At 65.8% G+C, this 14,388-nt stretch carries 14 protein-coding genes; 12 read left to right on the top strand and 2 right to left on the bottom strand.

What is annotated here, in order from left to right; genetic code table 11:
* The first annotated feature begins 178 nt into the window (after positions 1–178).
* The 5 genes from N2K99_RS13545 to N2K99_RS13525 all read left to right on the top strand — a co-directional run bounded on the left by N2K99_RS13545 (position 179) and on the right by N2K99_RS13525 (position 5,986).
* The gene (locus tag N2K99_RS13545; RefSeq protein ID WP_227918996.1) at positions 179–1,480 is read left to right on the top strand and encodes an ABC transporter substrate-binding protein; all 1,302 of its coding nucleotides are present in this window, start codon (positions 179–181) and stop codon (positions 1,478–1,480) included.
* Positions 1,481–1,573: 93 nt separating this feature from the next.
* Positions 1,574–2,533 (top strand): carbohydrate ABC transporter permease, encoded by a 960-nt coding sequence (locus N2K99_RS13540; protein WP_227932981.1) that lies wholly within the window; start codon positions 1,574–1,576, stop codon positions 2,531–2,533.
* Complete coding sequence (locus tag N2K99_RS13535) at positions 2,530–3,471, top strand: carbohydrate ABC transporter permease (RefSeq protein ID WP_227932982.1); 942 nt, start codon at positions 2,530–2,532, stop codon at positions 3,469–3,471. Before N2K99_RS13540 ends, N2K99_RS13535 begins: the two co-directional genes overlap by 4 nt.
* The gene (locus N2K99_RS13530) at positions 3,468–4,937 is read left to right on the top strand and encodes a GH1 family beta-glucosidase (RefSeq protein WP_227932983.1); all 1,470 of its coding nucleotides are present in this window, start codon (positions 3,468–3,470) and stop codon (positions 4,935–4,937) included. The genes N2K99_RS13535 and N2K99_RS13530 overlap by 4 nt, the downstream gene beginning before the upstream one ends.
* Complete coding sequence (locus tag N2K99_RS13525) at positions 4,934–5,986, top strand: LacI family DNA-binding transcriptional regulator (RefSeq protein ID WP_227918985.1); 1,053 nt, start codon at positions 4,934–4,936, stop codon at positions 5,984–5,986. Before N2K99_RS13530 ends, N2K99_RS13525 begins: the two co-directional genes overlap by 4 nt.
* Positions 5,987–6,068: 82 nt before the next feature.
* Here the strand turns inward: N2K99_RS13525 and N2K99_RS13520 are convergent, their stop codons facing one another.
* Together N2K99_RS13520 and N2K99_RS13515 are read right to left on the bottom strand one after the other, a co-directional pair.
* Positions 6,069–8,246: a S9 family peptidase gene (locus N2K99_RS13520; protein ID WP_227932984.1), complete on the bottom strand. Its 2,178-nt coding sequence runs from the start codon at positions 8,244–8,246 to the stop codon at positions 6,069–6,071.
* Between the two features lie 128 nt (positions 8,247–8,374).
* Positions 8,375–9,124: a hypothetical protein gene (locus tag N2K99_RS13515; protein ID WP_227932985.1), complete on the bottom strand. Its 750-nt coding sequence runs from the start codon at positions 9,122–9,124 to the stop codon at positions 8,375–8,377.
* A 164-nt stretch (positions 9,125–9,288) separates the two neighbouring features.
* On the opposite strand from N2K99_RS13515, the gene paaA reads away from it, so the two are divergent.
* The 7 genes from paaA (at position 9,289) to N2K99_RS13480 (ending at position 14,312) form a co-directional block, all read left to right on the top strand.
* Positions 9,289–10,248 carry a 1,2-phenylacetyl-CoA epoxidase subunit PaaA gene (gene paaA, locus N2K99_RS13510; protein ID WP_227932986.1) on the top strand — a complete coding sequence of 320 codons (960 nt, stop codon included), beginning with the start codon at positions 9,289–9,291 and terminating at the stop codon, positions 10,246–10,248.
* A 2-nt stretch (positions 10,249–10,250) separates the two neighbouring features.
* Positions 10,251–10,685, top strand: coding sequence for a 1,2-phenylacetyl-CoA epoxidase subunit PaaB (gene paaB / locus N2K99_RS19095; RefSeq protein ID WP_308036333.1), 435 nt, complete (start codon positions 10,251–10,253; stop codon positions 10,683–10,685).
* A complete protein-coding gene (paaC, locus tag N2K99_RS13500) occupies positions 10,616–11,500 on the top strand; it encodes a 1,2-phenylacetyl-CoA epoxidase subunit PaaC (RefSeq protein WP_374200032.1) in 885 nt (294 codons plus the stop codon). Before paaB ends, paaC begins: the two co-directional genes overlap by 70 nt.
* Positions 11,501–11,505: 5 nt before the next feature.
* On the top strand, positions 11,506–12,009 hold the full coding sequence (gene paaD / locus N2K99_RS13495) for a 1,2-phenylacetyl-CoA epoxidase subunit PaaD (RefSeq protein ID WP_227918976.1): 504 nt from the start codon (positions 11,506–11,508) through the stop codon (positions 12,007–12,009).
* Between the two features lie 4 nt (positions 12,010–12,013).
* Positions 12,014–13,147: a 1,2-phenylacetyl-CoA epoxidase subunit PaaE gene (gene paaE / locus N2K99_RS13490; RefSeq protein WP_227932988.1), complete on the top strand. Its 1,134-nt coding sequence runs from the start codon at positions 12,014–12,016 to the stop codon at positions 13,145–13,147.
* Positions 13,148–13,156: 9 nt separating this feature from the next.
* Entirely contained in the window at positions 13,157–13,924 is a 768-nt protein-coding gene (locus N2K99_RS13485) for an enoyl-CoA hydratase/isomerase family protein (protein WP_227932989.1), read from the top strand.
* A gap of 139 nt (positions 13,925–14,063) precedes the next feature.
* Positions 14,064–14,312, top strand: a complete 249-nt coding sequence (locus tag N2K99_RS13480) for a DUF6480 family protein (RefSeq protein ID WP_227918970.1) — start codon at positions 14,064–14,066, stop codon at positions 14,310–14,312.
* Positions 14,313–14,388 lie beyond the last annotated feature (76 nt).

Raw genomic sequence — 14,388 nt, 5'->3', positions numbered from 1 at the left:
CACTTGACATGTGATTCAGCACACATCACGATTGGCTCATCGCTTGTGGGAGCGCTCCCACCATTTTTCTTGGCGGCCGGTTCGGCAGCAGGGCGCATCCGTAAGGCAGCGGCACGGAACGCGGAGGTACCGCGGACACTCGTGCTTCGACACCCGGATTATGACAAAGGAGTCAGCAATGAGTACCAAACCCACTTCCGCCGGCCGTGCACGCCGCGGACCTGCGCTTGCCGCATCCGTTGCAGCCGCAGCCCTTCTCCTGACCGCATGCGGCGGGGGAGACGACGGAGCTTCCGAAGGAGGGGACGGCCAGGTCACGCTCAGCATCAGCACCTTCAACGAGTGGGGCTACGAGGAGCTGCTCGAGGAGTACCAGGAGGCGAACCCCGACATCAAGATCGTGCATGACAAGAAGGCCACCTCCAACAATGCCCGGGACAACCTGAACACCAAGCTCGCTGCCGGTTCGGGCCTCTCGGACATCGAGGGCATCGAAGTGGACTGGCTGCCGGAACTCAAGCAGTACCCGGACCAGTTCGCGGACCTGGCCAGCCCCGAGGTGGAAGGCCGCTGGCTGGACTGGAAGGTCGAGGGCGCGACCACGGAGGATGGAAAGCTGATCGGCTACGGCACCGACGTCGGCCCGCAGGCTATCTGCTACCGCTCGGACCTGTTCGCAGCAGCGGGCCTGCCGACGGACCGCGAGGAAGTTGCGGAGCTGCTCGAAGGCGACTGGGACCACTACTTCGAAATCGGCGAACAGTTCACGGCGAAGTCCGACGCCGCCTGGTACGACTCCGCAATGTCCGCCTACCAGGGCATGATCAACCAGGTCGAGAACGCCTACGAGGAAAACGACGGAACGGTCATCGCCACCGAGAACCCCGAAGTGAAGGACATCTACAACCAGGTGCTCGAGAACTCCGTGGACAAGGATCTCTCCGCTCACCTGCAGCTGTGGTCCGACGATTATGAGGCAGGCTTCCAGAGCGGTGCCTTCGCCACCACCTTCTGCCCGGGCTGGATGCTGGGCAGCATCGAGGGCAACGCTGCCGGTGTCGAAGGCTGGGACATCGCCAACGTCTTCCCGGGCGGCGGCGGAAACTGGGGCGGCTCCTACCTGACCGTTCCCACGCAGGGAAAGAACCAGGAAGAGGCCATCAAGCTGGCACAGTGGCTCACCGCTCCGGAGCAGCAGATCAAGGCTTTTGCCTCCAAGGGCACCTTCCCCAGCCAGGTCGAGGCCTACGAGATGGAAGAGCTGACGGGCTCAACCAACGCGTTCTTCAATGACGCTCCGGTGGGCGAGATCCTTGCCGACCGCGCTGAAGCCGTGACTGTTACCCCGTTCAAGGGACAGAACTACTTCGCCATCAATGACTCGATGCAGCAGGCGCTGGACCGGGTAGACGTCCTCAAATCCGATGACCCCGAGTCTTCGTGGAAGAAGTTCGTCACCGGAGTCGAAGCGCTCCAGTAGCATCCACAGGCGTCCGGTGCCTGCGGCCGCGTAAGAGCGGCCGCAGGCACCGGAACCACACTTCGACACCCCTTGGACGTTAGGAAGATAGCCATGGCTGTCACCGTTAAACCGCCGGCAGCGCGGACACCGGTACGCCGGGTAGGGTTCAGCAGCCGGCTGGCCCGTTGGGACGTAAAAGTCTCCCCGTACCTCTACATTTCACCGTTTTTCATCCTGTTTGCGATTGTCGGGCTGTTCCCGCTGATCTACACCGGATGGGTCTCGCTGCATAACTGGAACCTGATCGGCGGCAACCTTGGATTCAGCGGCGCGGAGAACTTCACGTTCGTCCTCTCGCAGCCTTACTTCTGGAATGCGGTAGGCAACACCTTCAGCATCTTCCTGATCTCGGCGGTTCCGCAGATCATCCTGGCAATCGGCATTGCCGCCGTCCTGGATGCGAACCTGCGTGCCAAGACGTTCTGGCGTATGGGCGTGCTGGTTCCCTACGTGGTTGCCCCCGTGGCAGTGGGCCTGATCTTCGGCAATGTCTTCGCTGACCAGTCCGGCGCCATCAACGGGCTGTTGACGTCCATCGGCCTGGATCCCGTTCCGTGGCACTCCAACACCCTGGCAAGCCACATCGCCATCGCCACCATGGTCGATTTCCGCTGGACAGGTTACAACGCCCTGATCTTCCTGGCTGCCATGCAGGCCGTGCCGCGGGACATGTATGAAGCGGCGATTCTCGACGGCGCCAGCCGCTGGCGGCAGTTCATCTCGGTAACCGTTCCCATGCTGCGGCCCACCATCATCTTTGTCGTCATTACCGCCACCATCGGCGGCCTGCAGATTTTCGACGAGCCGCGCGTCTTTGACGCCTACGGCCTGGGCGGGGCCGACCGGCAATGGCAGACCCTCACCATGTACATCTGGGAACTGGGCTGGGGACAGCGCAACCTTGGCCGCGCGTCCGCCGTCGCCTGGCTGCTGTTCGTCATCATCGTGCTCATCGCGGCCCTCAATTTCCTCATCACCCGCCGCATTGCCTCGCAGGGAGGACGGAAATGACCTCCGTACCCATGGTCGAACAAACGGCAGGCAAACGCGCCGCCGAAACCGCCCGGCGCCGTCGGAACCGCGGCGGTGCGCAGCCGCCGCACCCGGCACGGGGCGGGCGGAAAACCGGCGGATACAACCGGCGACCGGGCTTCGTTACCTACGGGCTGCTGGGGGCCGTGATTCTCGGCTCTGCCCTCCCCATCCTCTGGTCCGTCCTGGTGGCCAGCCATGACAGCACGGCGATCGTCAAGGGAGTCCCGCTGATTCCCGGCGGCAACTTCTTCGCAAACGCGGCCACCGTGCTGGATACCATCCCGTTCTGGAAAGCCCTGGGCAACAGCATCCTGGTTTCCACCGTGACGGCCGCTTCCGTGGTGATCTTCTCCTCCCTGGCCGGTTTCGCCTTCGCGAAGCTGCGCTTCCGGGGCAGCAAGGCACTGCTGGTCTTCGTAGTGGCCACGATGGCCGTACCCACCCAGCTCGGTGTCATTCCGCTGTTTATCGTGATGTCCAAGCTCGGCTGGACCGGGACCATGGGAGCCGTCATCATTCCGGGGCTGGTCACCGCCTTCGGTGTCTTCTGGATGACCCAGTACCTGCAGGACGCGCTGCCGGACGAACTGATCGAAGCCGTACGGATGGACGGCGCCAACATGTGGCAGGCCTTCTGGCACGTGGCCCTGCCCGCAGCGCGGCCGGCCGCCGCGATGCTGGCACTGTTCACCTTCGTTGCCACCTGGACCAACTTCTTCTGGCCGTTCATTGTCCTCAATGCGCAGAACCCCACCCTGCCGGTGGCACTGCAGCAACTGCAGTCAGCGCGCTTTGTGGACTACTCGGTGGTCCTGGCCGGCGTGGTGCTCTCCACCATTCCGCTGCTCATCGTTTTTGCCCTCGCAGGACGGCATCTGGTTGCAGGAATCATGCAGGGAGCGGTGAAGGGATGACCACGGACAACGCATCATTCCCGTCCGGGTTCGTGTGGGGTGCGGCGACCGCCGCCTACCAGGTGGAGGGCGCTGCTTCGGAAGACGGCCGGAAGGATTCCATCTGGGACACTTTCAGCCGTATTCCCGGGGCAGTGGTGAACGGTGACACCGGAGACGTCGCCTGCGACCACTATCACCGGATGGATGATGATGTGGCCCTCATGAAGTCACTGAACCTGGACTCCTACCGGTTCTCCACCTCCTGGGCGCGGATCCGGCCAGACGGCGGCCCGGTCAACGCTGCGGGGCTCGACTTCTACAGCCGGCTGACGGATTCGCTGCTCGACGCCGGGATCCAGCCGTGGCTGACCCTGTACCACTGGGACCTGCCGCAGGCCCTGCAGGACCAGGGCGGCTGGGCGAACCGGGACACTGCCTATCGGTTTGCCGATTACGCCCTCAGCGTCCACGACGTGCTGGGCGACCGGGTGCGGGCCTGGACCACCCTGAACGAGCCCTGGTGCTCCGCCTATGTGGGCTACGCCAGCGGCGAGCACGCACCCGGGCTGCAGGACCGAAAACTCGCGGTTGCCGCCAACCATCACCTTTTGTTGGCGCACGGACTTGCCGTCCAGGCGCTCAAGGGCCGTGATCCTGGCCTGGACACCGGCCTGACCCTGAACTTCACGGTCGCCGATCCCGCCGATCCGCGGAACCCCGACGACGTCGACGCAGCCCGCCGGATCGACGGGCAGTTCAACCGGATGTTCGCGGACCCCGTCTTCCACGGGAAGTACCCCGAGGATGTGGTGGCGGACCTCGCTCCCTATGGTTTCGAGTCCCACGTCCGGGACGGAGACCTGGCCATCATCAGTTCGCCCATCGATTTCCTGGGGGTGAATTACTACCACGGTGATGCCCTCACCAAGACCCCGCCGACGGCACCCCTGACGACGGCGGCGCCGTCGGCCCGTCCCACGGCCAGCCCGTATCCTGCCGCGGACGGGATCCATGCCGTGCCGCGCGGACTACCGCGAACGAACATGGGGTGGGAGATCCAGCCCGAGGGACTCCGGCGGCTGCTGAACCGGCTGCAGCGCGACTACACCGGTCCGGCGGGCGTGCCGCTGTACATCACCGAGAACGGTGCAGCCTTCGATGATGACGTAGTGGCCGACGGGACCGTGCAGGACCTGGATCGACTCGACTTCATCCGTTCGCATCTGGCGGCGGTGCAGGAGGCGGCGGCGGACGGCGTCGATGTCCGCGGCTACTTTGCCTGGTCGCTGATGGACAACTTTGAGTGGGCCTGGGGGTACGCCAAGCGGTTCGGCATTGTGCACGTCGATTACGAAACACTGCAGCGCACGCCCAAGGCGAGCGGGCTCTGGTACGCGGAAGCGGCGGCCGCCAATGCCCTGCCCCCGGCCCTGCCGGTGCCGGGCACCGCTACACCTGCGTATGTCGTATCGTCGAAACGATGAGCAGCCTTAAGCCCGGGCCCCGGAACGGGGCGGTGAAACCCCGACGCAGCAGCCCCACGCTGGAAGACGTGGCGGCGCTGTCCGGTGTTTCCCGCTCGACCGTCTCCCGAGCCATCAACGGCGGTGCCCGGGTCAGCGCCCAGACGCAGGCCGCCATCGACGCGGCGATTGGGGAGTTGGGTTTCACGCCCAACCGTGCGGCCCGTTCCCTGGCCACCAGCCGCGCCGATTCCATTGCCCTGGTGATCCCGGAGCCGGATGGCCGGGTCCTGGTGGATCCCTTCTTCGCCATGACGTTGAACGGAATCACGGAGGCGTTGAAGGATACCGAGGTGCAGCTGGTACTGCTGATTGCCCGGCAGGGGGAGAAGGAAGGGCAGTTCATCCGATACCTGCGCAGCGGACACGTGGACGGAGCCATCATCGTTTCCCACCACAAAGCCGATGCCCTGGAAACCGAACTGGCGGACGCAACGCTGCCCGCCGTGTTCATCGGCCGGCCGTGGCAGGACCGCGCCGGGCTGGCTTTCGTGGATACGGATAACCGAACCGGCGGACTGCTCGCTGCCCGGCACCTTACGGGCCGCGGCTACCGGCGGATCGCCACGGTCACCGGGCCGGCGGACATGACGGCCGCCCAGGACCGGACCGAAGGATGGCGGCTGGGACTGGCCGAGGCCGGCCTGGAACCGGCCGGCGTCGAATCCGGACACTTCACCACCGAGGGCGGTGCAGCTGCCGCGGCCCGCTTGCTCGACGCCGACCCGGGCATAGACGCCATCTTTGCCGCCTCCGACCCGATGGCGCTGGGCGTACTGGAGGTGCTGCGCGGGCGCGGACTGTCCGTGCCCGGCGACGTGGCGCTGGTGGGATACGACAACCACCGGCTCGCATCCTCCAGCACGCCGGGCCTCACCACGGTGGTCAACCCGATGGTCGAGATGGCCCGGCGGGCCGCAGAGATGCTGCTGCGCGAAATCGAAGAGCCGGGTTCACATCTGGAGCCTGTCGTCTACCCGCCGGAACTGGTGGTCCGGGAGTCCGCCTAGGCTACCGGGACATCCTGCCGCCCTTCGACACCTCGCTCGTTCCTCGCTCGGCGATGCGGGCTACGCAGAATGCCCCGTCCGCCTAGGCTGCGTTTTCCCGGCGGTCGGCGGGGAGCAGTTCCCGGGCGCCGAGCGCGGACAGGATAAACGCGTAGTCCCACGCCCGGTCCTTCCACGCCTCGTACCGGCCCGATGCTCCGCCGTGGCCGCCGTCCATTTCGATCTTCAGGACGATCGGTTCGCTGCCGGTAGTGGTCTCGCGCAGCTGCGCCACCCACTTGGCCGGTTCGACGTACAGCACGCGGGTGTCGTTGAAGCTGGTGACCGCCGCGATCTGCGGGTAGTCCACGGCCCGGATGTTCTCGTACGGGCTGTACTCCTTCATGTACCGGTAGACCTCCGGATCGGTGATGGGGTTTCCCCATTCCTCCCATTCCAGGGCCGACAACGGCAGCTCGGGATCCAGGATGGTGGTCAGTGCATCCACGAAAGGCACCTGTGCCACGATGGCACGGTACTTTTCCGGGGCCAGGTTTGCGACGGCGCCCATCAGCAGCCCGCCGGCGGAACCGCCCATTGCGGCGATCCGGTCCGGATCCGCCCAGCCCGAGGCGGCAACCCAGTCCGTGGCATCCACGAAGTCGGTGAAGGTGTTCTTCTTGTTCAGCTTCTTGCCGTTGTCATACCAGGCGCGGCCCATCTCGCCGCCGCCGCGGATGTGCGCCACCACGTAGACGACGCCGCGGTCCAGCAGCGACAGCCGGGCGATGTTGAACGCCGGATCCATGCTCAGCTCGTAGCTGCCGTACGCGTAGACCAGTGCCGGGTTGCTGCCGTCCTGCTGCAGGTCCGCCCGGCGGATGACGGAGAGCGGAATGCGGGTGCCGTCCGCCGCCGTCGCCCATTCCCGCTCGGCCACGTACTCCTCGGAACGGTAACCGCCCTTCACAGGGGTTTCCTTCCGCAGCTCCAGCTCTCCGGTGGCCAGCACGTAGTCGTAGACGCGCGGAGGCGTGAGGTAGGAGGTGTAGCTGAGGCGGGCGATCGGGGAATCAAACTCGGCGTTGGCCAGGTTGGCCGTGTAAAGCTCTTCGTCGAAGGCAGGTTCCACGGGCGCGCTCTGCGCCGGGGTGCCCAGACCTTCCACAGGGAGGATCTGCACCCGCTCGGTGGTGTCCTTGCGGACCGACACGAGCACATGGGTGCGGGTTACGGCGGCACCGTTGACGCGCACGGTGTCATCGTGGGCAATGACAGTGTCCCAGTGCTGGTCCGCCAGCGGCTTGGCGAATTCCTCTTCGGCAACGAGCGAGAGCATCGAGTTCAGGGCGTTCCGGTTGTGCGTCACCAGGTATTTGCGTGCGCCGTCCAGGGTCAGCGGCTCGGCTTCGTAAAGGATGCGCTCGCTGCGCGGGATCAGCGTGCGGACGGTGTCGGAGGGGTCGTCGAAGTCCAGGACCCGGTATTCGCTGTACTCGGAACTGCTGATGCCGATCAGCAGCTGCCGGCGGTCCGCCGAGAGATCGAAGCCGGTCCACATGGCGATGTCGTCTTCCTGGTAGATGACGACGTCGTCCTCCACCGGGGTGCCGAGCGTGTGGGCCTTGACCTGGTACGGACGCCAGGAATCATCCACCACGGTGTAGAAGACGCGGCGGCCGTCGGGGGAAAAGGCCAACGAGTAGAAGACGTTGGAAATGACGTCCGGCAGCAGGTCGCCGGTGCGCAGATCCTTGATCCGCAGCGTGAACCGCTCATCTCCGGCGTTGTCCTCGGAGTAGGCCAGCAGGTTGCCGTCTTCGGTGACCGCCAGGCCGCCGAGCGAGAAGAACGGCTTGCCTTCGGCCTCGGCGTTGCCGTCCACGAGGATCTGCTCGCCCGGAACCGGAACACCGGGGACGACGGCGGGCGGCGTCCAATCGGCGTCGAGGTTCCCGGTGTCCTGCGCGGCCGTGCGGCAGTGGATGGCGTACTGCTTGCCTTCCTCGGTGCGGGTGTAATACCACCAGCCCTTTTTGCGTGCCGGAACGGACAGGTCCGTTTCCTCGGTGCGGTTCTTGATTTCGTTGAAGATCTGCCCGCGCAGCTCTTCCTGATCTGCCGTCATCGCGGCGGAGTAGGCGTTCTCTGCCTTGAGGTGTTCCACCACCTCCGGGTTTTCCTTCTCCCGGAGCCACTCATAGTTGTCAATGAACGTGTCACCGTGGCGGGTACGTCCGGTGGGGACTTTCTTGGCAACCGGAGGAAGGGGAGTAGTCATGCTTCGAATATATCCATCCCGGCGGCGGCGTCGAAGGACCGCGCTGCCGTTATGCTCGCGGCTTAGCCCCGCGGCAGCCGCCGGGTTGGCCGTGGGCCAATCCCCGGGCAGGTTAATCCCCGGGCAGGCTAGTCCCCGAGCAGCAGCCAGGCGCAGAGTGCACCGGCGGCGAGGAAGAGTGCCCAGTTCACTGCCACCACCAGCAAAGTGGAGGTGAAGGAGCGTGCGGCGGCTTGGTGCCGGGGAAGCAGCACCGGCTCGGGTGCCGGACCCTTGCGGAACTGGCCCCACAGGCTCGTGGACAGCAGGACGCCTCCTCCGCACAGAGCCAGCGGCAGCGCCGGCAGCGAGAACAGGATCACCTCCGGCGCGAACAGGAACAATACGGTCTCCATCAGGAGACAGGCAGCCAGTAAGAAGGCAGGCCGCCGCAGGGATCCCCAGGTGGGATTCACTGCGTAGAGCGGGCTGACTCCGGCCACCACCATGGCGGTAAGGGCCAGCAGCAACCCCGGAACGGTGACGCTGACGGTCGCTTCTTCAGCAGTCACAGCTGCCGACACGGCGAAGAAACCCAGCAGTCCCAAAAGCGTAGGGACGATGACGACGGCGGCGGATGTCCGCTCTGCCGGTCCGGTCTCCGCCTGCTCGGCACCTGCTTGCTCGGAGCGCGCCTCTTCGGCGCCTGCCGGCTCGGCGCCTACTTGCTCGGAGCCCGCCAGCTCGGCACCTGCCGGTCTGGTTCCTGCCAGCCCGGCGCCTGCCGGACCTGCGCCGACCTCCTCAAGGCCCGCCTGCTCCGCAGAGGATCCGCTGCTGCCCGAAGCTGCGCCCGCGCGGATGGCCCGACGGCCGGCGTCGGGCTCTGGAACACCCATAACTGTCCTTTCCGCACCGCAACATCTACTCACCAGTTTTACATAGCCTGCCTCTTGACGCGCCCATTCCGCCTCCATATCCTGAACGAACGGTCGGTAATTATTCAGCGGGCGGCTACTGGTCGAAATGACTGCTGTTCGGCGCAATTGGAAGCGGAGAAACCATGAGCGGGCAAGAGTATTTTGACGCACTCATTGCAGCGGATGCCCGGGTGGAGCCGCGGGACTGGATGCCCGACGGGTACCGAAAGACGCTGGTCCGGCAGATCTCCCAGCACGCACACTCGGAAATCATCGGCATGCAGCCGGAAGCAAACTGGATCACCCGTGCGCCGTCCCTGAAACGCAAAGCGATCCTGATGGCGAAGGTGCAGGACGAAGCAGGCCACGGACTTTACCTCTACTCCGCCGCTGAAACCCTGGGCACTCCGCGGGATCAAATGACTGCCGACCTCATTGCCGGCAAGGCGCGCTACTCGAGCATCTTCAACTACCCCACGCTGACGTGGGCGGATATGGGTGCCATCGGCTGGCTGGTGGACGGCGCCGCCATCTGCAACCAGGTCCCGCTCTGCCGTGCCTCCTACGGTCCCTACGGGCGGGCCATGGTGCGGATCTGCAAAGAGGAGTCCTTCCACCAGCGGCAGGGCTTCGAAATCCTGCTGGAACTGGCCAACGGCACCCCTGCGCAGCGGGAGCTGGCCCAGGATGCAATCAACCGTTGGTACGCCCCGTCGCTGATGATGTTCGGGCCGCCGGACGAGGATTCACCGAACTCCCGGCAGTCCATGGCGTGGAACATCAAACGCTTCTCCAACGACGAGCTGCGTTCCCGTTTTGTCGGCATGATCGTCGAGCAAGTGAAGGTCCTTGGGCTGACCCTTCCCGATGCGGATATCCGGTACAACGAGGAGACAGGGCGCTGGGAACACGGGCCGCTGGACTGGGACGAGTTCTCCGAAATCCTCGCCGGGCGCGGCCAGTGCAACTCGCAGCGGCTGGCCCGACGGCGGGAGGCCCACGAAGACGGAGCCTGGGTGCGTGAAGCAGCGGCTGCCTATGCCGCCCGCCAGACCGGCCGCGCCGGCGCCGGGGTTCTCTCCAGCGAAGCGGGGGCAGCGTAGCCATGACGGGCGGATCAACTACGGGCGACGACGGTTCGAAGCCGGCTGTCTCGGGCACAAGTACGGCCGCAGCGAACGACGGCGGCGCGACGCCGGGTACCGTACGCGATGGGGGCCTGCAGCCTGCGGGCACGCCAACGGCCGCACAGACCTCCACTGCGGCCTGGCCGCTGTGGGAAGTGTTTGTCCGCTCCTCCCGGGGCCTGTCCCATGTGCATGCCGGTTCGCTTCATGCACCCGACGCGGATATGGCGGTACGCAATGCCAGGGATCTCTACACCCGGCGAAACGAGGGTGTTTCGCTCTGGGTGGTGCCGGCGTCGGCCATCATCGCCAGCGATCCCGATGCCAAGGGACAGTTCTTCGAATCCCCGCAGGGCAAGGATTACCGCCACGCCACCTACTACACCAAGTCGGAAGGGGTGAAGCACCTGTGAGTTCAGACAGCGCCACCCGGATTACACCCGGCAACGCCCTGCGGCCGGAGGACATTGCCGCCGCTGGAACGCGAGCGGATCCCGACGCCGCGGCTTACGCCCTGCGCCTGGGCGACGACGCACTGGTACTGGCACAGCGGCTCGGCTGGTGGATCTCCCGGGCACCCGAACTGGAAGAGGATGTGGCACTGGGGAACATTGCCCTGGACCTGATCGGGCATGCCCGTTCCTTCCTCAGTTATGCCGGCAGCGCCGACGGCCGTACCGAGGACGATCTCGCGTACTGGCGGAAGGACACCGAATTCCGCTCCGTGCATCTGGTGGAACAGCCCAACGGCGATTTTGCCCGGACAATTGCCCGGCAGCTGGTGGTGTCCTTCTACCAGTTCGAGCTGTACGGCGCACTGCAGCATTCCACTGATCCCACCCTTTCCGCGATCGCGGCGAAGGCAGTCAAGGAAGTGGACTACCACCGGGACCACAGCGCACAGTGGGTGCTCCGGCTTGGCCTGGGCACGGACGAATCCCGACGCCGGATGATCCGTGCGCTCGAACTGACCTGGCCGTACGTGGCCGAGCTGTTCGGCGACGACGAGCTTTTGGTCTCGCTCGGCGACCGGGCGGTTCTGCCCTCGTCCCTGAAGCCGGCCTTCGACAGCAATATTGCCGCCGTGCTGCGCGAAGCGGAACTGGACCTGCCCGCGGTGCCGCCTGCTCCCGGCGGCGGCCGGCGCGGACAGCACAGCGAACATCTGGGGTATCTGCTGGCCGAGATGCAGGTGCTGGCCCGCGAACATCCCGGCGCATCGTGGTGAGCCTGATGGAATCCTCCCTGCGTCCGGCGGACCCTGCCGCGGCAGCGGCCTGGGATATCGCCGCCACGGTCTGCGACCCCGAAATCCCCGTACTGACCATCGAGGACCTGGGTGTGCTTCGGCGGGTGGAGGTCATCGGCGCGCGGGTGAACGTGGCCGTTACCCCCACCTATTCCGGCTGCCCGGCCATGGACGCCATCCGGCAGGACGTCACAGCCGCCCTCGACGCTGCCGGTTATCCCAGCGTCCACGTTTCCCTGGAGCTGGCTCCGGCGTGGACCACCGATTGGATGAGCAGTGCAGGCAAAGCGAAGTTGGACGCCTACGGCATCGCGCCGCCGTCGGGCCGGGCCGCTGCGGGGCCGGTGCGGGTGGGCCTGAGCGTGAAATGCCCCCAGTGCTCGTCCCTGAATACCCGCGAGCTGACCCGCTTCGGATCCACGTCCTGCAAGGCGCTGTGGGTGTGCGGCGACTGCCGGGAACCGTTCGACTACTTCAAGGTGCTCTGAAGCCATGACCGCCCTTCCCGAAGCGCCGACCCGCCGCGGCGCCTTCCATCCACTGACCGTTGCCGCCGTTCGCCGGTTGACCGAAGACGCCGTCGAGGTCACCTTCGCGGTGCCGTCCGGACTCGTGGACGCCTACTCCTATCTGCCGGGACAGTACGTTGCCCTGCGCACGGTGCTGGACGGCACGGAACTGCGGCGCAGCTACTCCATCTGCGCCGAACCGAAGCCCGGCGAACTGCGGGTGGCCGTCAAACGGGACCTGGGCGGATTGTTTTCCTCCTGGGTAAACGAGCATTTGAGGGCCGGTGACGTGCTGGATGTGATGAGCCCGGCCGGCAGCTTCATCTCCCGGCACGCCCCGGGCCAACCCGGACTGGAAGCAGTGCACGGGCAGGTGTTTGCCGCCGTAGCCGCAGGGTCCGGCATCACCCCCGTGATCGCAATTGCCCGCACCGTGCTGGCGTCCTCCGACAGCACGCGCTTTGACCTGGTCTACGCCAACAAGGCGGCCATGGATGTGATGTTCCTCGAGGAGCTGGCGGACCTGAAGGACCGCTACCCGTCGCGGTTTGCCCTGCACCACGTCCTCTCCCGCGAACAGCGGATTTCGCCGCTGCTCAGCGGACGGCTCGATGCCGGGAAACTCACCACCCTGATCGACACGGTGCTCCCGGCAGCAGCCGTGGATGAATGGTTCCTCTGCGGCCCGTTCGACCTGGTGCAGTTGTGCCGTGATGCGCTCGCCGAACGCGGCGTCGATCCGGCGCGGGTACGTTTTGAACTCTTCACCACCGGGCGTCCCGACCGTCCGGAAGGTTCGGCCGGCCGTCCGGTCCTGCCCGACAGCTCGGGCGAGAACTTCGACATCACCTTCCGGCTGGACGGACTGCAGGGCAAGGTGGCCAGCCCGGTGCACGCCCGCGAATCCATTCTCAACGCAGCCCTCCGCGTCCGCCCGGACGTGCCCTTCGCCTGCGCCGGCGGCGTCTGCGGAACCTGCCGGGCCAAGCTGGTCGCCGGCACCGTGGACATGGAGGAGAACTACGCGCTGGAACCGGAGGAACTGGAACGCGGCTACGTGCTGACCTGCCAGAGCCGGCCCACCAGCCCGGAGGTGAGCGTTGATTACGACTTCTAGGAGCACCCGTTGATTGAACTCGACATCCACGACGGCGTGGCCGAAGTGGTCCTGAACGCCCCGCAGAAACTCAACGCCTTGGACGGCCCCGCGCTGGCGGACCTGGGGCAGGCGTACGACGACGCCGCTGCCTCGGGCGTACGCGCGCTTTTGCTGCGGGGCGAGGGCAGGAGCTTCTGTGCAGGGCGGGACCTTTCCACTGTCTCGCCGGACCACGACGATGCCCGCGGCTACCTCGTGGATGACCTGTTGCCGCTGCTGCAGAAAATGTCCGCCTTTCCTGCGCCGACGTTCGCTGCTGCCCAGGGTGCGTGCCTGGGAGTAGGGCTCGGATTGTTGGTGGCCACCGACGTCGTCTACGTGGCTGCCGACGCGAAGATCGGCTCGCCGTTCGCGAATCTGGGTGCGGCGCTGGATTCGGGCGGGCACTGGCTCTTCACGGAGCGGCTGGGGCCGCACCGCACGCTGGACCTGATCTACACGGCGGATCTGATGAGCGGTGCGGAAGCGGTGGCTGCCGGGCTGTTCAGCCGCGCCATGGACCCCGCCGAACTGCTGGACCGCACCCGTGCCACGGCCTTGCGCGTCGCCTCCGGTCCCACGCAGGCCTTTACCGCGTCCCGGGAACTCGTGGCCCAGATCCGCGACCGGAGGCTGGGTTTCTGGGAAGCTCTCGATGCGGAGAACACCGTGCAGGAAAAGCTCAGCGGAACGCCCGACTATGCGGAGGGGTTCAAAGCCTTCCTGGCCAAACGCAAGCCCGTTTTCCAGGGCTGACCTGTCGGCTGCGCTCACCGGCCGCCGGTCGGCTTGTGATGCGGTGGACACCGGACTACCTTGGAGGTAACTCGTAAGCATGCTTATAACAGGTGCTTGCCGACGCTAGAGAACCTTGAGACACCGAGGAGGTAAGAACATGGCCGACAGCTACAACCCGAACAATGACCCGGCGAACCCGGATAAGCCGAAGGATGCGCAAAAGGGCTCCGATACGCAGGAGGGCACCGGTAACCACGCCCATAGCGAGGCCAAGGCCGGGAGCACCAATCCTGACCCGATGGACGGCAACATTACCGGCCTCGAGCCCGGCGGCGGCGTTCCTCCGGGAGAGACCCCTCCGGCCGAGGACCAGATGAGCACCGACCAGGGCCACGACGAAAACTGACCTGCCGGACTGGATGAACCGCTTGGGCCAAGGAAGCACCCGGACTGGATGAACCGCCCGGGCTGACATAAAAAGC

It is taken from the genome of Arthrobacter sp. zg-Y1110 (assembly GCF_025244865.1).
In the GTDB taxonomy this organism is placed as follows: Bacteria; Actinomycetota; Actinomycetes; order Actinomycetales; family Micrococcaceae; genus Arthrobacter_B.
Note: the sequence above shows the minus strand (reverse complement) of the source record. Positions and strands in the feature narration are given on the sequence as shown.

Excerpts from the sequence above, each read along its gene's own strand:
- N2K99_RS13530 (WP_227932983.1), top strand. The coding sequence starts at position 3,468 with ATGACCACGGACAACGCATCATTCCCGTCCGGGTTCGTGTGGGGTGCG.
- paaB (WP_308036333.1), top strand. The coding sequence starts at position 10,251 with ATGACGGGCGGATCAACTACGGGCGACGACGGTTCGAAGCCGGCTGTC.
- N2K99_RS13525 (WP_227918985.1), top strand. The coding sequence starts at position 4,934 with ATGAGCAGCCTTAAGCCCGGGCCCCGGAACGGGGCGGTGAAACCCCGA.
- N2K99_RS13480 (WP_227918970.1), top strand. The coding sequence starts at position 14,064 with ATGGCCGACAGCTACAACCCGAACAATGACCCGGCGAACCCGGATAAG.
- paaD (WP_227918976.1), top strand. The coding sequence starts at position 11,506 with ATGGAATCCTCCCTGCGTCCGGCGGACCCTGCCGCGGCAGCGGCCTGG.
- N2K99_RS13545 (WP_227918996.1), top strand. The coding sequence starts at position 179 with ATGAGTACCAAACCCACTTCCGCCGGCCGTGCACGCCGCGGACCTGCG.
- paaE (WP_227932988.1), top strand. The coding sequence starts at position 12,014 with ATGACCGCCCTTCCCGAAGCGCCGACCCGCCGCGGCGCCTTCCATCCA.
- N2K99_RS13520 (WP_227932984.1), bottom strand. The coding sequence starts at position 8,246 with ATGACTACTCCCCTTCCTCCGGTTGCCAAGAAAGTCCCCACCGGACGT.
- N2K99_RS13540 (WP_227932981.1), top strand. The coding sequence starts at position 1,574 with ATGGCTGTCACCGTTAAACCGCCGGCAGCGCGGACACCGGTACGCCGG.
- paaA (WP_227932986.1), top strand. The coding sequence starts at position 9,289 with ATGAGCGGGCAAGAGTATTTTGACGCACTCATTGCAGCGGATGCCCGG.
- N2K99_RS13535 (WP_227932982.1), top strand. The coding sequence starts at position 2,530 with ATGACCTCCGTACCCATGGTCGAACAAACGGCAGGCAAACGCGCCGCC.
- N2K99_RS13515 (WP_227932985.1), bottom strand. The coding sequence starts at position 9,124 with ATGGGTGTTCCAGAGCCCGACGCCGGCCGTCGGGCCATCCGCGCGGGC.